At 33.9% G+C, this 22,587-nt stretch carries 25 protein-coding genes; 3 read left to right on the top strand and 22 right to left on the bottom strand.

What is annotated here, in order from left to right:
- Positions 1-35: 35 nt before the first annotated feature.
- Positions 36-1,415 (top strand): 2,3-diphosphoglycerate synthetase, encoded by a 1,380-nt coding sequence (locus IJ258_RS03980; RefSeq protein ID WP_292803244.1) that lies wholly within the window; start codon positions 36-38, stop codon positions 1,413-1,415.
- 13 nt (positions 1,416-1,428) lie between these two features.
- Here IJ258_RS03980 and IJ258_RS03975 read toward each other — a convergent pair whose 3' ends face one another.
- The 7 genes from IJ258_RS03975 to IJ258_RS03945 form a co-directional block, all read right to left on the bottom strand.
- Positions 1,429-1,752 carry a zinc ribbon domain-containing protein gene (locus tag IJ258_RS03975; RefSeq protein WP_292803241.1) on the bottom strand — a complete coding sequence of 108 codons (324 nt, stop codon included), beginning with the start codon at positions 1,750-1,752 and terminating at the stop codon, positions 1,429-1,431.
- A gap of 9 nt (positions 1,753-1,761) precedes the next feature.
- The gene (locus IJ258_RS03970) at positions 1,762-2,334 is read right to left on the bottom strand and encodes a hypothetical protein (protein ID WP_292803236.1); all 573 of its coding nucleotides are present in this window, start codon (positions 2,332-2,334) and stop codon (positions 1,762-1,764) included.
- A 259-nt stretch (positions 2,335-2,593) separates the two neighbouring features.
- Positions 2,594-3,499, bottom strand: coding sequence for an SseB family protein (locus IJ258_RS03965; protein ID WP_292803233.1), 906 nt, complete (start codon positions 3,497-3,499; stop codon positions 2,594-2,596).
- Positions 3,492-5,069, bottom strand: coding sequence for a helicase C-terminal domain-containing protein (locus IJ258_RS03960; protein ID WP_292803230.1), 1,578 nt, complete (start codon positions 5,067-5,069; stop codon positions 3,492-3,494). Before IJ258_RS03960 ends, IJ258_RS03965 begins: the two co-directional genes overlap by 8 nt.
- Before the next feature lie 60 nt (positions 5,070-5,129).
- Positions 5,130-6,113 carry a hypothetical protein gene (locus IJ258_RS03955; protein WP_292803228.1) on the bottom strand — a complete coding sequence of 328 codons (984 nt, stop codon included), beginning with the start codon at positions 6,111-6,113 and terminating at the stop codon, positions 5,130-5,132.
- A gap of 2 nt (positions 6,114-6,115) precedes the next feature.
- Entirely contained in the window at positions 6,116-7,570 is a 1,455-nt protein-coding gene (locus IJ258_RS03950) for an AAA family ATPase (RefSeq protein ID WP_292803226.1), read from the bottom strand.
- 89 nt (positions 7,571-7,659) lie between these two features.
- Positions 7,660-8,541 (bottom strand): SseB family protein, encoded by an 882-nt coding sequence (locus IJ258_RS03945; RefSeq protein ID WP_292803224.1) that lies wholly within the window; start codon positions 8,539-8,541, stop codon positions 7,660-7,662.
- A 134-nt stretch (positions 8,542-8,675) separates the two neighbouring features.
- Here IJ258_RS03945 and IJ258_RS03940 point away from each other — a divergent pair, with 134 nt between their 5' ends.
- Positions 8,676-8,981 (top strand): MarR family transcriptional regulator, encoded by a 306-nt coding sequence (locus IJ258_RS03940; RefSeq protein WP_292803222.1) that lies wholly within the window; start codon positions 8,676-8,678, stop codon positions 8,979-8,981.
- Between the two features lie 26 nt (positions 8,982-9,007).
- On the opposite strand, the gene IJ258_RS03935 is transcribed toward IJ258_RS03940, so the two are convergent.
- From IJ258_RS03935 to IJ258_RS03915, 5 genes are all read right to left on the bottom strand, one after another.
- Positions 9,008-9,301, bottom strand: coding sequence for a hypothetical protein (locus IJ258_RS03935; RefSeq protein ID WP_292803219.1), 294 nt, complete (start codon positions 9,299-9,301; stop codon positions 9,008-9,010).
- On the bottom strand, positions 9,298-10,215 hold the full coding sequence (locus IJ258_RS03930; protein WP_292803216.1) for an SseB family protein: 918 nt from the start codon (positions 10,213-10,215) through the stop codon (positions 9,298-9,300). The genes IJ258_RS03935 and IJ258_RS03930 overlap by 4 nt, the downstream gene beginning before the upstream one ends.
- Before the next feature lie 10 nt (positions 10,216-10,225).
- Positions 10,226-10,369, bottom strand: a complete 144-nt coding sequence (locus tag IJ258_RS03925) for a hypothetical protein (RefSeq protein ID WP_292803213.1) — start codon at positions 10,367-10,369, stop codon at positions 10,226-10,228.
- Position 10,370: 1 nt separating this feature from the next.
- Positions 10,371-11,537 (bottom strand): cold shock domain-containing protein, encoded by a 1,167-nt coding sequence (locus IJ258_RS03920; RefSeq protein WP_292803210.1) that lies wholly within the window; start codon positions 11,535-11,537, stop codon positions 10,371-10,373.
- Between the two features lie 125 nt (positions 11,538-11,662).
- Entirely contained in the window at positions 11,663-14,269 is a 2,607-nt protein-coding gene (locus IJ258_RS03915) for a hypothetical protein (RefSeq protein ID WP_292803207.1), read from the bottom strand.
- An 82-nt stretch (positions 14,270-14,351) separates the two neighbouring features.
- Between IJ258_RS03915 and IJ258_RS03910 the strand changes: the two genes are divergently transcribed.
- Positions 14,352-14,765 (top strand): DUF1232 domain-containing protein, encoded by a 414-nt coding sequence (locus IJ258_RS03910; RefSeq protein ID WP_292803204.1) that lies wholly within the window; start codon positions 14,352-14,354, stop codon positions 14,763-14,765.
- 117 nt (positions 14,766-14,882) lie between these two features.
- Here IJ258_RS03910 and IJ258_RS03905 read toward each other — a convergent pair whose 3' ends face one another.
- The 10 genes from IJ258_RS03905 to IJ258_RS03860 all read right to left on the bottom strand — a co-directional run bounded on the left by IJ258_RS03905 (position 14,883) and on the right by IJ258_RS03860 (position 22,517).
- Positions 14,883-15,050, bottom strand: coding sequence for a hypothetical protein (locus IJ258_RS03905; protein ID WP_292803201.1), 168 nt, complete (start codon positions 15,048-15,050; stop codon positions 14,883-14,885).
- On the bottom strand, positions 15,037-15,504 hold the full coding sequence (locus IJ258_RS03900; RefSeq protein WP_292803198.1) for a hypothetical protein: 468 nt from the start codon (positions 15,502-15,504) through the stop codon (positions 15,037-15,039). The genes IJ258_RS03905 and IJ258_RS03900 overlap by 14 nt, the downstream gene beginning before the upstream one ends.
- Positions 15,505-15,613: 109 nt before the next feature.
- Entirely contained in the window at positions 15,614-16,318 is a 705-nt protein-coding gene (locus IJ258_RS03895; protein ID WP_292803195.1) for a hypothetical protein, read from the bottom strand.
- Positions 16,319-16,375: 57 nt separating this feature from the next.
- Entirely contained in the window at positions 16,376-17,095 is a 720-nt protein-coding gene (locus IJ258_RS03890) for a hypothetical protein (protein WP_292803192.1), read from the bottom strand.
- Positions 17,096-17,141: 46 nt separating this feature from the next.
- On the bottom strand, positions 17,142-17,564 hold the full coding sequence (locus IJ258_RS03885; protein WP_292803189.1) for a hypothetical protein: 423 nt from the start codon (positions 17,562-17,564) through the stop codon (positions 17,142-17,144).
- A gap of 485 nt (positions 17,565-18,049) precedes the next feature.
- The gene (locus IJ258_RS03880; protein ID WP_292803186.1) at positions 18,050-18,352 is read right to left on the bottom strand and encodes a type II toxin-antitoxin system RelE/ParE family toxin; all 303 of its coding nucleotides are present in this window, start codon (positions 18,350-18,352) and stop codon (positions 18,050-18,052) included.
- Entirely contained in the window at positions 18,336-18,572 is a 237-nt protein-coding gene (locus IJ258_RS03875; RefSeq protein WP_292803183.1) for a hypothetical protein, read from the bottom strand. Before IJ258_RS03875 ends, IJ258_RS03880 begins: the two co-directional genes overlap by 17 nt.
- A 919-nt stretch (positions 18,573-19,491) precedes the next feature.
- Positions 19,492-20,022, bottom strand: a complete 531-nt coding sequence (locus tag IJ258_RS03870) for a DUF4276 family protein (RefSeq protein ID WP_292803180.1) — start codon at positions 20,020-20,022, stop codon at positions 19,492-19,494.
- Positions 20,023-21,252: an AAA family ATPase gene (locus IJ258_RS03865; RefSeq protein ID WP_292803177.1), complete on the bottom strand. Its 1,230-nt coding sequence runs from the start codon at positions 21,250-21,252 to the stop codon at positions 20,023-20,025.
- 218 nt (positions 21,253-21,470) lie between these two features.
- Entirely contained in the window at positions 21,471-22,517 is a 1,047-nt protein-coding gene (locus tag IJ258_RS03860; protein WP_292803175.1) for a hypothetical protein, read from the bottom strand.
- Positions 22,518-22,587: the final 70 nt, after the last annotated feature.

The raw sequence follows: 22,587 nt of genomic DNA, 5'->3' as shown, positions 1-22,587 counted from the left end.
ATTAAACTTTTATTTATTAAAGTTATACTATAATTATGAAATCGTTAAGCAAAATGCTCTGTCTGGTTGATGGTGAACATTATCTGCCAGTTACTCAAGAGGCAATAGATACATTAAACAATTTAGAACACATTGATATCAGGGGCGCAGTATTCATAGGAGGGACAGAAAAACTGAGGGACGATTCTGAAGAGTCCTATTCTGAAAAGCTCGGAATACCTGTTCAGTTTGCAAAAGACAAGGACATACCATACGACATCATTGTTGAAATGATAAGAAAGTATGATATTGATACTGTCTTTGATTTAAGTGACGAACCTATTCTCGACTATCCCAAAAGATTCAAGATAGCCTGCAAAGTCCTGAATGAGGGAATATCATATGAAGGACCTGACTTTAAATTCGATCCGACTTCACAATATGAGATTATGGAAAAACCTTCAATCACCATTCTTGGAACCGGTAAAAGAATAGGAAAAACTGCAGTTTCCGGTTTCGTTGCACGTCTCATTGACAAAAACGGTTATGAACCGTGCGTAATTGCAATGGGAAGAGGAGGACCTGAAGAACCTGAAATCGTTCATGGAGAAGAATTGGAAATCAATGCAGAATTTTTACTCGAACAGTCTGAAAAGGGAGTTCATGCTGCAAGTGATCACTGGGAAGATGCACTGATGAGCAGAATTTTAACAATTGGCTGCAGACGTTGCGGAGGAGGAATGGCCGGTGAAGTGTTTTTAACCAATATGAAAAAAGGAGCACACCTTGCCAATGAAGTTGACTCCAAATTTGCAATTTTTGAAGGAAGCGGTGCTGCAATACCTCCAATAAAAACCAACAAAAAGATAGCTCTGATTGGCGCAAACCAACCAATAGAAAACCTGACCACATATTTCGGACCATATCGTGTTGCTTTAGGTGATCTGGTTATTCTGACAATGTGTGAAGAGCCAATGTGCAGTGAAAGCAAGATACGAGAAATAGAAGAGTTTGTAAGTGAAATAAACCCTGACGCAACAGTGATTTCAACTGTGTTTAGACCTAAACCATTAGACAATATTGAAGGCAAAAAGGTTTTATTTGCAACCACAGCTCCTGAAGACGTAAAGGACAAGCTTGTAGAATATCTTGAAAACAATTACAACTGTGAAGTTGTAGGCACAACCGCTCACCTGTCCAACAGACCTCTGCTTCGTGAGGATATGCAAAAATATATGGACAAGGCAGATGTCATGCTGACCGAGCTTAAAGCGGCTGCTGTTGATGTTGCAACACAGGATGCAATAGCACATGGCCTTGAAGTGGTCTACTGTGATAACATTCCTGTTGCAATCAGCGATTCATATCCTGATTTATCTGAATCTGTTATTAATTTGGTGGATTCTGCAATTGATGATTTTAACCAATCATCATAATTTTTTTCTTTTTTTAGTGGAAAATTGAGAGAACTGACAAAACCCATACAATTAAAGTTACTATCAGCACATATTTTCCATGTTTTTTGGCATTTTCAGAATCTCTGGTTAAAAGATAGATTGAAATTATCAAACCTATCAACGGCATTATAACAGCACATACATAACCTATTATCACTGCAAATGAATGTTTATTTTCACCGCTTTCAACCTTAAACTGATTGACATTTTTCACATACGGATTGTCTTCCATAGTTTCGAGGTTTATTCCGCAGTTCTTGCAAAACTTAGCTGAGTCTACCAATTCCTCTCCACAGTTTTTACAAAATTTTGACATGTTATTCCCTTATTCTGATTTAAACAGTTTTTCTATTAGCTCTTCCGATTTTCTGTAGAAATTGAGTTTCAGTACTCTTTGAAGAGTGTCCGGTGCCCCTACAAGTTCAAGCATCTGATCCCATGGAATATATACTTTTTTTGCATCCTGCTGGTGGCACAGCTCCAAAGTTTTTGGCAAATTACCCTTACTTGAATCCGTGAGTATAACTGTAGAGTCATCCAAACTTTGGTTTCTTCTGACAGATTCATCAGATATGATTTCTGCAATATTAAAATTAGTACTTTCATCATCACCCATCAGATTCTCGATGACCTTTTCATTATTTTGAATGGACAATCTGAATATGTCCTGGTCAATGAAATACACCTCACCAACATCAAGCTCATTGTCCAAAAGTGAAGTGAAATTCTGTGAAACATCCTCAGGCTCTTCTTCCTCATCAAAAAATTCAGGATATACATAACCTGACTTGTCAACAAAAGTACTTTCACCGGCGATAATCTTTAAAAGACGAATAATTTCCTTGTTTTGATTCTCAATATTTTTATTAATTCTAATTAACTCAGATAATTCAGACATAATAATTAATATGAAAAAGCTATTTATTAAAATTTTTTAAATGAAGAACCCCATCAGATTGACACAACACAGTTAAAGAAAAAATAGTACAAAATAAATGAACTGATGGGATTCCTCCAACCATCACCAAATAATTGAGATTGCCAATAAGCAATCCCATTTACTACTATGAACATCATAGAATATATATTTTTTGATATAAAGCTAGTACAATATTGCAAATTGAATATAACTTAACAATACTATATTAAAATTGATATTACTGCATTAAAAACATGTAATATATTGAATTTGATAACTTTTCATCATTGGCAAATTTCTCAAATCCCAAAGAATATCTGAGCAATGTGACCCTTGGAATCAAGACATTGTCACTGTCAGGGTTTAAAACAATTCCATCCATATCCTCTGATAAAACAAAATTAACAAGCATTGAAAGATTTATAACCTGAGAATATGTGAATTTATCAGTGCTTACTTCTTTGAGCTTGTCCTCACTTGAAAAGACTGTTGCATAAACTCCTCCGACATTATCTGTAAACATCTGTGCTAAAGGACCGGAATCCATCATGGAAATGACACCATCCTTAGCCTTCAAGGACAAATCAACATCACTGACCATCAAAGTCAACAGATTGGATTGGGACATCTTTTCAAATAGCGCCTCATAATTGCCTACATTTTGAGGGTTTTTGATGAAATCTTCCAAATCTTCATTTCTTGAATCCTTTAATGCCTTTAGCTCATCAATGGAATATGTGTTTGTAGAGTAAAAATTGGTTTTAGGTATGTTTTTAATATCCAAAATGAACTCTTTGCTGAATACATACTTTTCAGTTGCAGGATTTAGGATATATCCATCAATGTCACTTGTCATCAGAACATTCTGGTATAACTCAAAAGAGTTCTGCATCAGCTCGATATCCTCCTCACCCTTAAAGAATTTATTGAACTCATCAGGATCTGTAAAAAGAGGAGTGAGTTTCAGGCCATTGTCATCCTCATAAATTATGAAATTTAATGTAAATTCATCCCTTTTAGCTGGAATATACAAGTTTGAATACCTGAATTCATTAATTAGTCTTAATGTCAGCTCTTCGGTCAGTTCATTGTTATTTGCGTAGATATCTTCTATAACTACTCTTAAGTGTTTGTGATTAGTCATCAAGAGTATTTTGTTTTAAAAGATATTTAAATGAATCTGGTAGGAATTTATCCTTTTTAATAAATTCCCTAATCCTTGAATCGATGAAATAGGTTACGCAATAATCATCATGTGACCTCATTCCCCTTCCATAAGTTTGAATCAGGCTCAATGCCGTTTTATAATTATACCAATCCTCATCAGCATTTGCCCTTAAGCGTATTTGCTTATCTGCCAGGTCAGGATATGGCAATTTATACAATATCTGAAAACGACACAAATCACCTGGCAAATCCACACCCTCATTCATTGACGGCGAAATCAAAACGCTGGCATCATTTGAATTCTTGAATTTCTCAAGCTGCTCTACACGATTTTGGGTGTTGTGTTCTATCAAACGGGAATCTAAGAGATTATCAATCAGATAATCCCTGCACTGACCGCTTACAGTATGGATAATTCCTTTTTCATTTTCATGTTTTTTTAAAATGGATTTAACCACTTCCACAGTTTTTGGAGCATTTTGCCTGATTGTTTTATGTGACAGATTGAATTCATCCACTTGTTTTATAGGATTTCTTGTCAAATCAAAGGGAGATTTACGTCTTATCGGATATACTTCATCATCATTTAAACCCAGACATCTGGAAAAGAATTTATAGTCAAGGATTGTTGCACTCATAAAAATACATACATCACCATAGCGAAGCAAGGTGTTTTTTGCATAGTTATCAATTTTCAATGGTTTAAATTCAATTACCTCATAATCCGAATCATAATCGAACACCCAACTGTAGGGATCATAGGTAATGTTTTCAATGAAACGATTACAGTCGCTTATTTCCTTTTTAATGAATGATATCTTTTCAATCAGATGTGGCTTATTGACATTGGCAATTTTATCCAATTCCTTTTCATACAGGTTTTTTACCTCCTGTATAAATAAAATCCATGTGTCATAATCCCCGTTTTCCAATTCATAGAGAATCTCATCGGTTACATCAAACTTGAGATAATCCCTTAAATCATCCATTAAAAATTCAAGTTTCAGCTGACCCATTATCGTATTTTCAAGATTATGGGCCTCATCACAAATCAGTAATTGCCTTTTGGTAAAATCTCCAACATAATTAAGTTCCAAAAACATGTAGTGATAATTGGAAATGACTGTTTTGGAGTTTAATGCCTGAAACTTTTGAATATAATAATCGCAGTCTGTTTTTGGATTTTCACATGCATCAGCTTCAAGTATGCATTTTCCTTCATCACATGTCAAATCCAAATCCCTTCTGCATCGGAAATTTTTCCTTCCTTTTACAAGGCTCAGATTTGAAAAATCATCCATATACTGGTCCTGCAGTTGTTTGGTGACGGTTAAAATGTACGATGATTCATAAATTGATGATAATGTTGCAGCAATGGCAGATTTTCCTGTACCTGTCCCCGCTTCCAGAACTATGTATCTGTAACCCTTATCGATTGCATAGACGATTTCTGAAATTGTCTCCAATTGGTCTTTTCTGGGATTTTTAAATGGAAAATGCCTTTCAACTTCAGGACTTATTTTTGAATAGTTACTATACTGCCACATTAAATAATATTTAAATATTTAATACATATTTAAATTAACCAGAGAGCATTTGAAAAGTAATCATGAATCATATTTTTTAACTGATTGAATCAAATCATCCATTTCATTTATCAGATTATCAACATCCTCTTTTTTGGACAAATCTTCATTCAATACAAGTTCATTAGATAAATCATCCAGTTTATCCATAATTGCGTTTAGGATTTTGATTTTAGATTCTATTTCACCGGCAATTCTCGGTGAATACTCATCTGCCAGACTGATCATTGTAAAAGCGGATTCGATGTTTCTTTTAAACAGCTGTGAGGATTTATCTACACCACTTATAAAACGAGTATATGTCAATTGTGGCGGCTGGAATCTCTTTTCAATCAGTGTCCTTGTGGATTTTTCCTTTTTCGTAAATTTGGAATTTAAGCTGTCAAGCTGAATTTGATAATCAAGATATTCAGGTATAATTTCCGGTTTTTGGGGAATTTCAAAAACCTTTTCAACAGATGCAGGTTTTACTTTTTCTGACGGTATCTCCTTTTTAGGCAAATCCTTGAAAGTTAGTTTATGAATTGCAGAGCCTATTATAAATGCCGGAACTTCAAATATCAAAGCAAAGAGTATTGATGTTAAAACTGATAATAACTCTACATTAAATAATCCCACTATATACATCACTACAAATATCACAAATGAGATTATTTTGGTTTTGGATAAAATGTAGTTACCGTTTCTGTCCTGCCAGTAAAATGCAAGATGCTTAATGTCCTCAACAAGTCCATAATCATTGTTTCTTATTTTATTTTGTGATGGCTTTGACAGAATCAGATGAAAAAGAAAGCCTACCAGAAATGTTATGCCTGCAAAGAAAAGGGATAAAATGAATATGATTACAGGATTTAAACCTGCTGATATCCAGACTATAAAAAGATATAAAAAAACACAAACTGCTGCAACCTTTGATTTTGAAAGGACACTGCCTGTAGGATATGACCAGTAGAACAGTTTATGAACCAGATCACTGTCCTTTTTTAAAGCTAACTTATTTGACATGATTATTCCTCAATTAAAAAGTCCTCATAGGTTAATGTATTCAACTCTTCATCTGTTATGTTTTCCTTTGGAGCCAGCCTATTTGCCTGAGCGGTTATGACCTCTTCAAAGAAGTTTCTTACAGCCCTTCCATTTGCAAAGTTTGGGGATTTGTGTTCATATAAATTGGCGAAGTACTGTTTTATATATTCATCCCCTGCAGAATCGAGTGTCAGGTTTGCCTCATCACACATGAGCCAGAATATTTCATACAACTCTTCTGCGTTATAGTCTTCAAAATATATGAACTTGTTGAATCTTGACTCCAAACCGGGATTTGAATGCAGGAACCTGTCCATCAACTGAGGATATCCTGCTACTATCACAATCAAATCGTCACGATTATCTTCCATTGCCTTTAAAATTGTGTCAATTGCCTCCTGACCGTAATCATTTTCTGATGTTGATGCAAGAGAATAAGCTTCATCAATGAATAATATGCCTCCCATTGCCTGTGAGATTACATCTTTTGTTTTTATTGCAGTTTGACCCACATAACCTCCGACAAGCCCTGACCTGTCGGTTTCTATAAGATGTCCCTTTGACAAAAGACCGATTTCATGATATATTTTTGAAAGCAGTCTTGCAACTGTGGTTTTTCCGGTTCCGGGATTTCCGCTGAACACCAAATGCAGGCTCATCGGCGGTTGAGTTATGCCACGTTCTTTTCTTAGTTTTCTAATCTGCACAAGATTTATCAATGAGTTGACATCCTTTTTAACCTTGCTTAAGCCTATCAGTTTGTTTAGCTCATCCATATACTCATCCAGACTGTGTTTTTCTTCCTCAACTTCTTCCTTTTCAGGTTTATCAAAAGTATAGTTGATTTCATAGTCATCAAATAAATAGTCTCCCAGCTCCTCTTCCAGTCCGGCGATATAATGATTGTATTTTTCAAGCACTTCCGAGTCCAGTTTTCCATCCACGGTTATGAAAAACTTGCCCAGGAATTTGTATGATTCAAAAAGTTCATTGCAGGACTTGACACCAGTCATGTCAAATTCCTGTGCAAACACATCCAGTTCATGCAGGCATTCAAATGATACCGGCACCTTCCCGAGTTCATCATCTGTGAGGTTCAATATGTCTTGGGATGTGTAGCTTGTTTGAAGCAGTTCGTTTATAAAATCCAGTTCATTATCTGTTATTTTTCCATCACCCAGACCCAAAAAGCTGAAATACTTAAATAAATCGTCCAGAATAAGCACTTCAAGTGGCGCATTTTGAGCCTTGATTTGGGGACAGCTATCCTTAACCAGCTGAATATCCAATGTTTTGATTATAAAAGTTAAATTTGTCAAATGATTTTTTAAAAAATCAATATCCAATTTATCTGTTTTTTTATTACAAGCCGGACAAGTTGTTTTTGAATTATCTAAAACTTTACCGCAGTTTGTACAAATAGTCCATTCCAACATAATCTTACCTAAAAATACATTAGACCTGAAAGATTATATAACTTGTGTTTAATGTTTCCCATTTCACGAAAAATGAATTTTGATTAAAATCATTCAATCCTAAATGCATAATCAATTGAATTTGCCAAATCAGGATTTTCCAATCTTTCATCCTCATATATTCTAATCAGCACATGCCTTTCAATGTAAAATTCCTCAAGACCAGGATTGACAATCACACCATCCAAATCATTCATCAAAATATACTTGAATACTTCAAAATAGTTTGTAATCTGGAAATAATAATTGTCCTGATTATAACTGGATTTTTTGATTTCGTCGATGCCTGTAAACAGGACTCCGTATTCATTTATGCCCTTTTTGACTGTGGTGAACTTAAAGTCACGGGCAGTATGACGGTATAAAATTCCATCCTCACATACATCATTGCTTGAAACTACATTAAGCAGAATGCAATCTCCAAGCATTCCTAAAACATCCCCTTCATACTCTCCTTTATGGATAATATCCTTTAGCAAATCATTTGAAACATTTTCAGCGATTTCCTTTAGCTTTAAGGCATCATATTTTCCGGTATTGTTTCTGCTAAATGGTGTAATCTGATTCAACAGGTATTTATCAATGAAAAACTCATCACTTTCACTGTTGATAATAATACCGTCAAAATCCAAATCATTTATTATGTTGACATAATAAGCCAGCTCATTGGAAAGAGGTTCAAACTCATCAGTGTATTTTTTTGAAAATTCCTCATTGTCCGTGAATAATGGAAGTAAAATCAAATCGTTATTTCCCACTACCTGAGGGAAATTGATACCCTCATCATGCACATTAGCCGGAATGATTAAATTTGACACCTTCAATTCTTCAACAAAATTAAATGCCAAGTCTTCAGGTAATGCAGTACCGTTTAAAAGGAAATTACTTGCCTGACCAATAATTGTTTTTAGATGACTATTCGTTATTTGCATAGTATAATATATGTATTTGAATTATTTATATAAAATCTTGTTAATAAAACCAATAAAATAAAAATAAAATGTAAAGTAAATGAAAATAAAAATATAAATAAAAGGTTTTTACATGCCAAATAAATGAATAAAACATGGTAAGTAATACGGACGAAGATGAATTGTGGAACTTGGTTGGATTCCTCAGAATTTCATCAACTCGCTATAAAACTCTCGAAGCACTAGTAACAGAATATCTAATACCATCCGATATTGTCAAAAGAACCAACTTAAAACCTGCGCAAGTATCTCTTGCATTGCATGATTTGAAAGAAAAGAAACTGATCAAATGCATGAACGAGAAAGCGAAAAAAGGCAGAATTTACCACGCAACCTCTTTAGGTAAAGAAAGCTTTAAAATGGTTAATGATTATTTAATGAATGATAAAAATGACCCTTAGGTCACCTATCATTTGCATTACCATCACTAAACCAAATTGTAGAAAATTTCCTTAAAATTTTCATAAAGCATCTGATACAATATCAGTGCCCTGTCATATTCTGTAGAGGAATCTGAATAGAATTCATCGCTTACATGTTTTTCAAAAGTTGGAATGTATTTCTTGATTAAGAAGTACATGTAATGATAGAAATCACTGATTTGCTTGTCTGTCGCTTTTTGCAAATCAAAAAGCACCCCTAACCTTTCATCATAGCGGTTCAATTCTTCAAAATCCTTTACCATTTCCTGAATGCTTAACTGAATTTTTACTTCACTCATGATTCACCTCCAATTGAAAACATGTGAAATATTGCAGTATTTAATCTGGTGTCATTGCAAGTCTTTTCAAGCAACGGATAGTACTCCATAAGCACATCACGTGTCAATAGAATATGGTCTGAATTCGGATTGATTATAATCCCGTCCATATCATCATTCAAAATGAAACTGGTCATCTGGGAGAAATTGACAATCTGGCAATACTTGTTCATTGTAGTTTTCACATTGCTGATTTTATCTTCGGATGTGTAGACTGTGGCATACTCACCTCCCACCTCATCAAGATAGAGAAATCCCAAAGGACCTGTCTTTTGAAGGCAGATCACACCGTCTTCAAGATAATCTGTCAAATCCTCCACCGAAATCATCAGTGTCAGCATGGTTGAGCTTGAAATTTTATCAAACAGCTCATCATACCTTCCGATATTTCCCGAATCTTTAATGAAATCCTCCAAATCACTATTGTCAATGGAGTCCTTGAGATTTTTCAGCTCACCTGCAGAATATACATCATCAGAAGAAAATTCATGATCTGGCAGATTATCCAATGCAAGTATCATTTCCTTTTTGAGCATAAATCCGACGGTGCTGGGATTAATGATAAAACCATTAATTCCCAAATCCTCAATAACTTGTTGATAAACATCAAAATCGTAGAATTGGGATCCGCATTCCTCATCACTGAATGTTTTTCGAAACTCATCCATGTCGGTGAAGAGAAATCCGTAATTTTCGCCATCGATTTCAGCCATTGCAAGGCCGACTTCACTTTCTGAGATGTCAGCTGCAAGAATGAGATTTGAATGCCTTAACTCATTGGCAAATCTGTCTATCATATCCTCGGTCAATTCATTATCGTACATTTCTTCCAAAGACCTTTTTAAGTTTTCATGCTTTATGAATGATTTTCTCATGTAATCCCTCCTAATATTTATATAGAAATGGTCTGTGAGCTCCTTTTTTCTGTTTTACACCGGTTACGCTCATTCCTTCACCAACAGCAATTCCATTATCATAAGTCATTCTGATTGGTGTGGTTTTGAATTTCTCTACTCTTTTCTGACTCATGCTATTCACCTCTCACATTAACAGCCTTAACTGACTGCTTGTTTTTCACATTATCAAAACTCTTTTCAGTGTAAAATGAAACAAGCTGACCTATATAGATGTCACTTCCCTGAAATTCATTTTTATGGAAAAATATCTCATCACCCTCATCGGTTTTAATAAATCCGAAGTTTTTGTCATTGATGAAATTGATCACTGTTCCATGCCCTCGCTTTTGGTCCTTGTATTTGTACTGAATCCAAAGGCCAGTGATTTCACTTGTCAATTCCTTAAAGTTCAGACCTGCAGTGTCAATATCGAGCTGCTCTATTTCATAAGGCAGTGCATGACCATTTTGAGTTTTCACAAGACAGAAAAGCTCTGCATGTTTTATGGCCATTGGAGGATTGAATGATTTGAAAACCTTATAACACAGATAGTATACATTGATTTTATTTGACAGTGGTGTTTTTGACAATACTGCAGGGCAGAGATATTTCAATGCTTCAAATGGTTTGTTTAAATTGTAATAGATTTCTGCAATGTCCCTGTACATGTACCATTCATGCTTTACCTCAATCACTTCCAGATAGTAGGCAAGGGCATCTTCCAGGCGGTTCAATTCCAATAGGGATTTTGCAATTCTCCATTTGTACCATGCATCTCCATCATCAAGGAATGTCTTGAAGGTATTTAGAGCCTTTTTTGATGTATCTATGCATTTTTCAAATTCCATTGACTTCAAATATGCAATAGTTGCCCAATCATAATATTTTTCCTTTTTGGATTTCTGAAGCCTACCGTAATTTCTGTATGTCTTTTCATCCAGCAAATCAGGGTTTAACTTTTCAAGCCAGTGAATCATTCCGTAGTAATCCTGCTGATCTCTAAGGTATTTTAACACTTTAAAAACAGATGATGTGTAAACACAGCTGCGGTTGGTGTTTAGATCTTTTTGCACAAGCATTTCAGTTATGAAATCTGCTGATGAAATCAGCTCATCTTCACTTTTGAAGTTTTTGATTTTGACATGAAACATTGTCCATGCGTAATCAATTTTCTGATTGATTGTAAAAGCTTCTGGATTCTGGTTGTAGGCTTTTTCAAAATATGTTAAAGCTTCTTTATTTTTTCCGACAGTCTTAAGTTCGCTAGCATTGACTAAATCTTTTTTAAATTCACTATTCATATGGTGATTTCCTTAAATAAAGTGGCGTTTGTATAAAGGCGATTGATTTTTTAACGGTTACTTAATATTTATGTCATTTATTTATATAAATAGTTTTCGGTTTTTGGAGTGAAAAGCAAAATAAATCATTCATTAAGAATTTCTTTTTTAAGCTTTTCAACATCATAATCCCTGTCGATAACCCTTCCAAGAGTGGATCGATTGCTTGTTGATTTATTAATCTTGCCCAGATTAATCTTTTTCAAATCATCGTCTTCCTCATTTTCGTCCTTATCATTGTGGGATTCGATATTTAAACGGGGATTCAAAAGGCCATGCTTTATCCAAATTTCAACATCCTTTTTGGTGAACTTATCCTTGTTGCTTTTAATGAGTGTGTTCAGTTTAGCGTTTTCATTGTCAATTTTTTCCTGCATAGGCACAACGCTGGCATTTACATAACCCTTATGGAAGGCCTCATAAAATTTAATATAACCTTCTTCACCATCTCTTCCTTTAAAATACCATTCATAGATATCCTCTACGCTACAACCAGCCTTGCTTGCTGCAACATTGCTTGTTTGTTTATTTGAAATGGTATCAAGAATTATGCGAAACTTATTTAATATTCTCAATTTTTCCAGCTGCTCTTTAGACTCCTCATATTCCTGCCTGGTGAGATGTGATTCCTTAAGTGCAATCTTGTGAGATTTTCCCCTGTCTCTCTGGTAGACATAGGTTCCTTTTTTAATTTCAAAAAACTTATTATAAAACTCAGCAAATCTTTTATCACCTGATTTTCCCAATTCATAATATTTGTTTAATTCATCTTCACTTAATTTAGATGAATCCAATGCCCTTTTGACTGATTTTGTTTGATTACCATATAAAAACTTCTCCAGTCTTTTTGGAATGATTTTTTCTTCATAATACTCAAACAAAGGACGGTATATTTCTGAACCTCTCTCACCGAGTCTGACATATGATTTTATGGTCTTTTCGTTGACTCCTGTGATTTGAGCTATCTCGGACAATGTCTTTTGTTGCTTGAATCCTTTCAAAATCAACCCAACAGTTACTTTCAGGTCACGGTCCTTGAAATCACGGTAAGCGGATCTTGAAAGCCAGCGGTTCAGATACTCCTCCTTAATGCCTGTGATTTGAAGTGCAAGCTCCTTTGTTTTTCCACGAGATCTCTGAAGCAGGTACTTGTCCATCAGTATCTGTGTTGTCTTTACATAGAATGTTGAGTTCACGTCCGCCTGCTCGAAGTATCTGTAGAAGTCCTTGAGTGTTATTTTTGCCTTCATACAGGATATTTTCAAATCGAAGTTAAGAAGGTATTTGACAAATTCCTTTTTCCTTGATTCTATTTCCTGATTTCTAAGGACAGATATTTCATCACCTTTGCGGTCAGCAACCTTGAAGATGTCATCATATTCCTTGGATGAGACTCCTGCGAACTTTATAATTTCTTCACGAGTCCTGCCTTCATTTATTGCCTGTGTAATCAAATCAAGCTTGATTTGTTTCAGGTCATTTAAGAATGCCGGCTTGTAATCGCACCAGAAATCATAGATTTCATCGGAAACATTTAAAGTTTTTCTTATTTCATCTTCCACTATACCTTCGCTTTTCAATTTCAAATAGTCTTCAATGAGCAAATCATTAAATACATTGAATGATTCATTAAACTGACCTTTTTTATAGTAACCTAGGTTTATATTATACCATCTTTCAAGTTCCTTATTTGTAATTGTTGTGTAGTCTATGCTTTGCCAGATGTCTTCAGTGGCAAGCAAATCCTTTTCGAATTTTTTGCGGATTTCACGATTGACAATCTTATAGAACTGGTAGAAAGGTTCATGTCTGATTTTCCCAAGCTTGTACTCACGGGACTGTCTGATATCTGCCGGTGAAATCTTATCCTCCTTGAAACGTGTGATAAGCTCCCCCACTGCAATATAGTTGTCGATACGATTCAGATATTCATCAATATACATGTTGTTGAAGGTGATGAATCTTCCTGCAACCTTAAGCATGTTTTCCCTCACCATCGAGTTGATGAACTGGTTTACATATCCTTCAGGCATGCCGAACTCAATGAGATCCTCCTTGGTAAACCTTGCATCCTTTCCGAATGCGTTTCTGACGGAAATGAAATTGTTTGCATTGTCAAGCTTACGGGAGCACTTATGACAGTATATCGAATAGTTCAAATGGTTAGGCTGACCACAGACTATACAATAGTCAAATTTCACGTCAACTATCTCATTGAAGTCTTTTACTTTGACCATTTCAAGCTCATCATCTGAAAAATCCAGCTCCAATGGCCTGAAGTCCGGCACTCCCTTATATTCATCATAGTCATCATTGTAATCCCTGTAGAATTTACGGGCAATGTAGAACAGCTTTTCATGCAGCTGCACAGCATCTTCAAATTCATGCTTTTCTATCTCATCAAAATCATCATGGATCTTGTTTCTGTAGTTGTATGCGCTTTTGATACGTTCTCTGTAGGCATTTGACATCTTCAGATTTGATCTGAATACTGCATCTACCTGGTCGGTGAATGGTTTTCTAGAGTTGTATTTCAACCCTGCCTGGCTGAGCAATTCCTTTAAGATGTGCTCTAGAAATGTAGTAGCATCTGCTTTTACACCGGAAGGAGAAGTATTTACCTGCTTTTCAATACGGTTTCCTAGCTTGTATAACTTGCTATCAAAGTCTTTTAAAAAATCAAAATTAGACACTCTTTACACCTCTGTTTTAATATTGTGTTTAAATCATATTTAAATAGTTTGAAAATCTTAAATGTATAATAGGTGAGGATTAATGGAAGCTACCTTCAAAGATTTCTACGACACTTTAATTGAAAATTTAGAAACCTACACTGGAGAATACGAATCATTTATCGATTACGGACCAAATCTGTTCAAGCTGTTATGTGACTTGCTGAACAGTGATGTTGACAGGTCCCTCAAATTGCCTATCTGCGGAGCGATAGCATACTATGTAACACCTGATGACATAATCTCCGAGCAGGTTTACGGTCCATACGGTTATATAGACGACATTTACCTTTCAAGCCATGTCCTGAAAATGGTAGCATCCCATCACGGATATGAATTCCTCCAACAATACTTCGATGACGAAATCGAAAGTATAATCAAAGAATGCGAAAAGAAATCTTTGGAAATACTCAGTGAAGACGAAATCAGAAGCATTGTTGAATATATCGGGCTCTAGCAGTTTTCGCCTACCCAACCGTAGTTTACATCCGGTGAGCAGCCGCAGAATTCACAGTCCTCTACATCATCATCGTTTATTTCGCCGCAATTTGGACATTCCCACATATTATTACCTCTATTCAAAAAAGTCATCTTCGACATATCCAAACTCGTCAGTCTCATCAAAGTTTAAATCATCATCATAAATTTCCAAATCCTGACTGTCTGACAAGTCTGAACCGCATTCCTCACATGTCACCCTGTTGGGACTGTTGAGATGTCCGCAAACATTACAGGTTATCATTGTTCACCTCAAAATACGGATTTAAAAAGTCACGTCCCAAATAGCAGCATTCCCCAAATGGGTTGATTACAAAGCCTTCAACATCATCATCGAGCAGGTCAAGAAGTCTCTGCCATGAGTTTGTAAGAGGTGTCAGTGACTTAAAACCCTTATTGAACTCATCCATATCTGTTACAACAGCAATGAATTTCCTGTTTTTAATTCCCGGCAATTGCACAATCCCCAATCTATCATTTTCAATGCATGCGGGAAGTATCAGGGAAGAATTCAAAAGCTCACATGCCATCAGCGAAGCTTCAAGATCAATATTTCGGCTGTTGTTTTCATCGATTCTTTTGAAAAGCCGCTTCATTTCACCATGGCTTATATCGTTTAGCATCCTCTTGAATTCAATGCCACAATCTTTGCAGGACTCATTGACATGTATAGTACCTCCACAGCTAGCACATATCACAGTCAACACTCCTTAAGTGGTTAACTACAAATCTGGTCATGGTTATCAACTCCTAAAAAATATTTGGTAATATAATTATTGTTGGCAGGTTGTTTATATAATTTTTGATTTAATCCTCAACCTTTTCGCCGCAGCTTGAGCAGAACTCTGCATCGAAATCCAATTTTTCACCGCAGTTGGTACAGTACCTATCATCACTGTAAATCAGTGCTTTTCTAACTTCAAGCTCTTCGGATGAAATTTTACCTTCATCAAAGAGTGAATAAAGCTCCAGCAAGTCATCGATTTCATCATGAGTCTGATTTGAGACATTATCCTCAATGATTTCCTTTAACGGTATTGCTTTTGCCTCGTTGATTTCAAATGAGTATTCGTCATCTCCAGTGATTATTGTAAAAGCTTTTTTCGACCAGCTTCCCTCATCGATTTCAATGTCTATTATGTCCCGGTAAATGATTTTATCACCGGTGAGTTTGATTGTAAGAGAATCATGGTCTAAAAGCAAATCGCTTCCCCTCCACTCGTCACCTTCTTTGATGTTGACCCAGACACCTCTGTTTTTAAAAATCAGTTCCTTTTCCCTTTGGTTTTTAGCCATTTTAAGATTTATGGAATCAATAGAGTCTTCAAATTCATCAATCAAATCGGTTGTTATTTCATCATCTTTGATTTCAAGGCCTTTTGATTTGAGGAATTTTAAAAATAGTTTATTTGGAGAACCCATAGGATTAATCAAATCATAATCCTCCAGCAAATCCATATTATGCCTATAGGTTTCATTTGAAGAATTTGTGAAAAAATCTTTCAATCCCATAAGTATAGTTTGTATTTTGAGGGTAAATATTTAACTACTAACAAACAGTAAAAAAGATTATTTTAATGATTCAAGTTTCCGGTAAAAATAAGTGTTTTCCTCACCAAAGCCTCTTGATCCCCATTCCTGCCAGTACTGAACTGTATCGTAACTGACACCTGCGATTCTGGAAGCCTCCTTTAGCGAATTAGTCCTTTTATATGCTTCAATGACACTGTCCATCTGACCTTTAAGCTTTAAGGCTTCCATGTTTTTAAAGTAATCATCTATTTCAAGTATTTGTGTGTAGAAATATGAATATGTTTCGTTGAAATTGCTTTTGCCCCATTCAAACCATTGGCTGACATGTTCAGGGTCGATTTTAGAATCAATTGCAGCCTTCTTGAGATTTTGGGTCTTTTTATAGTTAGTTAAGACAATGTTTATTTGAGCTAAAATCTCTTCATTTCTTTTAATCTGGTCTTTTTTAAGCTGGATTTTATTTCCCAAATCAGTTCTTTCATTTTTCAGTTTGACAAGTTCCCCTTTAAGCATTGAGTGATGATTCCAATGGGCTTCGATTTTGAATTTGAGATTGTCTTCACGTCTTCTGCAGGTCTGAACAGACTCAAAATCATTGTGAGATGCAAATCTGCGCTTATCCTCACGGATTTGATTTAGCTCATGCTTTAAGGGTTCGATATTGCCTTCAGCTTCAAGTCTTGCATTTTCTATCTGATTTTCCAAATCCCTAATAGAAGCGTTCAGCTCATCTAAAGCACACTTTAATTTGTCCATCTGATTTCTCCAATAATGAATTTTCGTTTTATATTGAACTAGTCTTTTAGTCAGTTAAATTGTCAATCGCATCAAAGAGTGCCTCATAGGCATTAAAAATATTATTGAACTCCTCATCATTTCTGGACATCAAAACGATCTTAAGCTGATTTTCGTTTTCAGTGATTTTCACCAAATCAGAGCCACTATCCTCAACAATCAACGACCTGATTTCATTGTATTTGTCTTCATCCAAATTATATCTTCTGTGATGATTCAAAAGATCCATTGCATGTACAAGTCCGTTTTCCGGCCTGTCAATACATGAAGAGAGTTTAATCTTTGATACCATATAATAAGGAGCTTCGATTTTGTCCCGGCGAAGCACAATTGAAATGCTTGATACGACATGGTCGTCACTTGAGTTTTCATTAATGAACCTTAACAACTGAAACTGTTTAATGTTTGCATCACTATTCATGAAATTCATGGTAATATATTGTTTTTGAAAATATTTAAGTTTAGAGCAACTGCTAAAAGATAGATAATTTAGCTTTTTTGTGATGAATATTGGATTGCTAATTCCATCAATTTGTAGTTAATATGGCGATTAATTCGATTTTAATGCTTTTTGGAAATTTGTGAAATATTCTACACTAAAAATTTGTGATTTTTTAAAATTGAACTACCGACTTTGTAGAAGTCGAGGATGAATCTCACTTTGGGTGTAATTTTGTAAATAGTAAATTTACCATTCAAAATAAATCTTAAAAAAATAGAATTTAAATGAAAAGTTTCATAATTCCTAAAAAATGAGTATTTACATATAAAAATATGTCTAAAAAAATCATTTGGCATTTTTTCAACAATGAGACAACATGTGCCAAATAATACCTTAAAAAAAGAAAAAAGAAACAAGGAAATCTATACGATTCCTTGTGCGGGAAAAGGGTGGAACCACCCTACTTTTAAAAATTAATTCCATTTTTTATAGATGGACCTTCTAGGACTAATATCAATTATCTCAACCTCTTTAGTTGATTCATTGATGAAATATATAATCCTATAATCTCCCACCCTTGTTTTTTTACATTTAGGACATTTTCTGCTTTTAAATGAACTTTCTGCCTCTTTATATGGGTCAACAGCCAATTGATAATATTTGCCATGTATCCTCTTTATCAATTTTTCATCATCAGAATTTTTATCCATGAATTTAATTGCCTTTCTATCTTCAAAAAGTTCATAATTCACTTCAGAATTATTTTCTGAGGGCATTTAAATCAACTTTTCTGGTGCCGCTGTAGTCGCCGCTTTCAAAATGCCTAATCCTTTCATTATAGTAATCTGCGTCTTCATCACTTAATTCATCAAAATACATTCTTTCATACACCTCAATTAATCTAGCTATAATATCATTGTATGTTTCGGATTTTAAACCCAAGTGAGCTAGTTTTGTATGAATTTCTTCAGTTACACGAATTGTTTTCATTGCCATAGCGAATCCTCCAATACATTGAAGTTAATTATATACACCAGTTATATTGAATATATTATTTATAATTATTGTAATTAAATATATTTAATATCATTCTTGGAAATGAAAAACTTAAGAGAAATTCTAATTAAGAATATTATTTTCTAAAATAATGAAATTTTTGGAAGTGCGATTTTACACAAAAACACACCACAAAAATAAAAAAAATAACTTGATAAAAATATCCTAAAAGAAACAAAACTGATAAATTAAACATAATTTTGAATAAATATACTTAAAAATAATATATCAATAAAATAAAACTTAAATTATTAAAAAAAAAGAAAAAATAAGCAAAGACATCTATACGATGCCTTGTGCGGGAAACTGGTGATACCACCCTACTTACGAAATGAAGAAAAAATAAATCCTATAAAAAATTCCCATAAACTTATCAACTTGACTGTGGAAATTGATTATGAATGACAGTCAAAATAGTAATTACAGTACCTTTGGTAATACAAATAGTAATTTACCATCCAAAGCAAATTTTATGAAAAAGTTTTATAAATCTTAAAAAATGAGCAGTTACCAATATTAAGATAAGAAATGAACCCATTCATTAAAAAAAATTATTATGAGTAATGCCAAAACAAGACTGATTAAGCATACTTCATAATCAACCCTGAAGATTTAAAATACACATACATTGAACATTTATTTGATGTAACCATCAACACTGAAGTCAAAAAACTCCACGTCAAATCAGCGGAATTTATCAAAATAGAAAACGAGAAAAACGAACTGATGCTAGAACTTGACAGACTTAAGTTTGACATTGACAGCCTTAAAAGCATGATTGGGAAATAAATAATTTTTCCCAATTCCCCTTTTTTTGAAAAACAGATGAATACATAAAAAAAATAGAAAACAACTATTTTTAGATTATATCATATTTTTCTAAGAAGTATTTGAATGATTTATTTCTTTTGACAGCCAAATCTACATTAAAATTAAAGCTTAAATAATTAAAGATTTTATTTTTATTAAATGAAGTATTTGAAAGAATTTCATCAAAATCTTCCTTTGTGATATTATCTGTGTTTTCAGGAACGATAAAATCAGCATATTCCTCAATACTCTCATCAATACCTGCCAAACACCAGCTTTCAAGCTCTTCAACAACAATTATAATCTTATCAGGAGTAATTTCACCATCCACCTCCTTAATACGTTGATTTTTTCTGGAAGTGATGCATTCATATTTATGACTATCCATATCGCTTAACAAGACATAATCATGATTACCCGCCTTAGATGCTTTAATATGATTTTTAACCTCATGATTTCTTGTTCTTTGATAAGGTATTGGAATAATATTAATGGAACGTTTGATAAATATGTTATATAAAACATTTTTAACAAACATGATGTCCTCTTTTCCTTCAACAAATACAAAAAGATTCTTCATTTATTCAAGCCCCAAATAGTCATTAACGAAAACACTATCAACACCCAACTCATCAATGAACGGTTTTACAACATCACTATCAATGATTCTTTTAATGTTTGAAAATCCATTGTCATCACGGGATATGAATAATATATCTTCTAATTCAGAGTATTTTAAAAGTTCCGGAGAGTGTGTTGTTACGATTACCTGTTTGTCTACTGATTCCATCATCAACATCAGTTGATTAATTAGTGAAGGATGAATATGTCTTTCAGGTTCTTCAATCAATATGATTTCACCGTCTTGGAAGTAAAGTGCAATTAAAATTGCCATTATTGAGCTGGTTCCATCTGAAATAAATGGTGCAGGGATTTTAACATCATTATACTTTTCAATAATCATGAAAATACGTTCCTCATCCAATACTTTTTCAACAGACACTTCTTTAATGTAAGGCAGCAGGTTGGTGTAGTATATTAGAAACTCTTTTTTGCGATTTTCATCATTTAAAATGTTTTTTAAAACGATTGGTAGGTTTCCACCATATTTTGTTAACTTTTCATTGCCTGTGGTGTTGATGTTTTTGCAGAATTTCGGATCAAAATCATAAGAGGAAATGTTTTTAAAAAAATCACCCCATTTAACAGGTATTGTGGCCAATGCTGAATTTATAATTGGAGTATTGTCCTTTTTGAAGTTTTGTGAAACAATATCTGCTAAAGTATCTGGAATTATTTCAGATATTTCCAAATCCTCTAAATCATTTAGAAATTCAACTTTAATCTCTCCATTATTGTTTTTGATAATGATTTCATTGTCCTCAATTTGCTTATTTTCATATTCAACATTGCAAGTTAATTTGACAATCTCATTTCCAACATTGCACTCGTCATGGTAAAAATTGAAACATATTTCATAATCCACATTGTTAAATGAAAGTAAAATGTCTTTATTTGAACCTAAATTGATTGATTTGTTGATGTTTGAGAATTGTACTTCAATACAGGATTCAAGATTGTTTTCAAGTAAATTAAAGTTTTTCACATATCCTCCACCATGCTTTTTAATAGCATCATGAAAATCATATGATATGTCATTTAACAATTCAAATACTTGAATGAAATTTGTTTTACCAGAACCACAAGCTCCTATTAAAACATTGAATTTATTTAAATCCAAACAAACATCATCAAATGTTTTAAAATTTTTTACTCTAATTTTAGACACATACATTTCAATCAAAACCATAAAATAATGAAAATAATAATCTTAACAATCAATTAAACAATTTGAATCTTATCATTTAAATAATTTCAGTTGCAAATGAAAACAATTTTACACACTCAAAAGCAATATTTTCCTGTATATCAATTACAAAAATATAACCATTATTAGAAAATACTATTAAAAAAAATAAAAAGAGATTAAATTAAAATTAATAGTTTCAATTTATATATTCATTTACTTTACAGTTTCTGTGAGTAAACGATAACTTCACCGCCAACAATTTCCCAAGAGTATTTATGATAAAGTGAAACATTGCTCATGCACTTTATGTATGATAATTTCAAAACATTCGGATTGTCCTTAAAATAGGACTCCCTTGTCGAGTCCTTGCCCCTTCCATGCAAAGTGTCAACGCTTTCCATATCAAGCAGATCAGATTTAACCCCTTCATGATTCAGGTATGTTGCATTGAACTTCCTAAGCATATGGGGACGGAACCGTCTGTAGCCACCGGCATAACCCAAATCCAGATAATCATTGATGAAACGGAACTTACGACCAACATAATCCAAACTGCCCTCAAGCAAAGAATTATCCAAATTAAAATCCTTATTTTTTAGTTTGACTTTTGAGATGAACTGCACCGCTTCAGGACCAAGAAAAGTATAAAATGGCCTGCCGGTCTTTTTTCGAATCAAACTACAGGTGCAAACTACATTATCCTTTTTTGAAAGAAACCTCAAAGCATCCCTGAAACTGTCCTTTTTATGGTATTCGAATGTACCCTCATAAAATGTTTTATTTGTCAGTCCTTTGGATTCACTTCTGGATGATCCGCTTGAAAGCATGACATAAATCCACATGCCAACATTATCATCAGCAACCTTTAAAGCCTTTTTAATTTCAGATTTGGTTAACAGGTCATCATATGAAATGCAAGGATTCTTACGGATATTTTTAGTATTGATTGGAGGAATAACCGGCAATTTCACATGATTATACTTATAAAAAGTCTTGATTTTAGACAAATTCGAAGATATGGTTTTTCCAGTGTGATTGTCAATCAAAAACTGTCTAAAACCCATCAAACGATCATACAACTTCAATCGATTTTGAGGAACATGATCATCCTGCTCTTTGATTGCCTCCGCCAGAAGAGATGTCAAAGACATATTGTGAAAAGACCTGTACTTGTTAAATGCACTATTATATGCCTTAACGGAATTTCTGGAATGACCCATAAACCTATGAAACGAACTAATTAAAACTAAATCTTCACCATACATGATAAAAATATTTAAAACAAGATATTAATAAAAACAGATGATTTAAATTAAAAATAAAAATGAATGAAGA

Origin of the sequence: Methanobrevibacter sp., from assembly GCF_017468685.1 — an archaeon.
Classification (GTDB): Archaea; Methanobacteriota; Methanobacteria; order Methanobacteriales; family Methanobacteriaceae; genus Methanocatella.
This window is presented reverse-complemented; position numbering and strand designations above follow the sequence as displayed.

Coding starts and splice junctions, on each gene's coding strand:
- IJ258_RS03910 (WP_292803204.1), top strand. CDS start 14,352: ATGGAAGCTACCTTCAAAGATTTCTACGACACTTTAATTGAAAATTTA.
- IJ258_RS03970 (WP_292803236.1), bottom strand. CDS start 2,334: ATGTCTGAATTATCTGAGTTAATTAGAATTAATAAAAATATTGAGAAT.
- IJ258_RS03860 (WP_292803175.1), bottom strand. CDS start 22,517: ATGTATGGTGAAGATTTAGTTTTAATTAGTTCGTTTCATAGGTTTATG.
- IJ258_RS03925 (WP_292803213.1), bottom strand. CDS start 10,369: ATGAGTCAGAAAAGAGTAGAGAAATTCAAAACCACACCAATCAGAATG.
- IJ258_RS03890 (WP_292803192.1), bottom strand. CDS start 17,095: ATGGACAAATTAAAGTGTGCTTTAGATGAGCTGAACGCTTCTATTAGG.
- IJ258_RS03880 (WP_292803186.1), bottom strand. CDS start 18,352: ATGCCCTCAGAAAATAATTCTGAAGTGAATTATGAACTTTTTGAAGAT.
- IJ258_RS03940 (WP_292803222.1), top strand. CDS start 8,676: ATGGTAAGTAATACGGACGAAGATGAATTGTGGAACTTGGTTGGATTC.
- IJ258_RS03865 (WP_292803177.1), bottom strand. CDS start 21,252: ATGGTTTTGATTGAAATGTATGTGTCTAAAATTAGAGTAAAAAATTTT.
- IJ258_RS03945 (WP_292803224.1), bottom strand. CDS start 8,541: ATGCAAATAACGAATAGTCATCTAAAAACAATTATTGGTCAGGCAAGT.
- IJ258_RS03975 (WP_292803241.1), bottom strand. CDS start 1,752: ATGTCAAAATTTTGTAAAAACTGTGGAGAGGAATTGGTAGACTCAGCT.
- IJ258_RS03875 (WP_292803183.1), bottom strand. CDS start 18,572: ATGGCAATGAAAACAATTCGTGTAACTGAAGAAATTCATACAAAACTA.
- IJ258_RS03935 (WP_292803219.1), bottom strand. CDS start 9,301: ATGAGTGAAGTAAAAATTCAGTTAAGCATTCAGGAAATGGTAAAGGAT.
- IJ258_RS03955 (WP_292803228.1), bottom strand. CDS start 6,113: ATGTCAAATAAGTTAGCTTTAAAAAAGGACAGTGATCTGGTTCATAAA.
- IJ258_RS03885 (WP_292803189.1), bottom strand. CDS start 17,564: ATGAATTTCATGAATAGTGATGCAAACATTAAACAGTTTCAGTTGTTA.
- IJ258_RS03905 (WP_292803201.1), bottom strand. CDS start 15,050: ATGATAACCTGTAATGTTTGCGGACATCTCAACAGTCCCAACAGGGTG.
- IJ258_RS03980 (WP_292803244.1), top strand. CDS start 36: ATGAAATCGTTAAGCAAAATGCTCTGTCTGGTTGATGGTGAACATTAT.
- IJ258_RS03930 (WP_292803216.1), bottom strand. CDS start 10,215: ATGAGAAAATCATTCATAAAGCATGAAAACTTAAAAAGGTCTTTGGAA.
- IJ258_RS03870 (WP_292803180.1), bottom strand. CDS start 20,022: ATGAAGAATCTTTTTGTATTTGTTGAAGGAAAAGAGGACATCATGTTT.
- IJ258_RS03960 (WP_292803230.1), bottom strand. CDS start 5,069: ATGTGGCAGTATAGTAACTATTCAAAAATAAGTCCTGAAGTTGAAAGG.
- IJ258_RS03895 (WP_292803195.1), bottom strand. CDS start 16,318: ATGGGATTGAAAGATTTTTTCACAAATTCTTCAAATGAAACCTATAGG.
- IJ258_RS03950 (WP_292803226.1), bottom strand. CDS start 7,570: ATGTTGGAATGGACTATTTGTACAAACTGCGGTAAAGTTTTAGATAAT.
- IJ258_RS03920 (WP_292803210.1), bottom strand. CDS start 11,537: ATGAATAGTGAATTTAAAAAAGATTTAGTCAATGCTAGCGAACTTAAG.
- IJ258_RS03965 (WP_292803233.1), bottom strand. CDS start 3,499: ATGACTAATCACAAACACTTAAGAGTAGTTATAGAAGATATCTACGCA.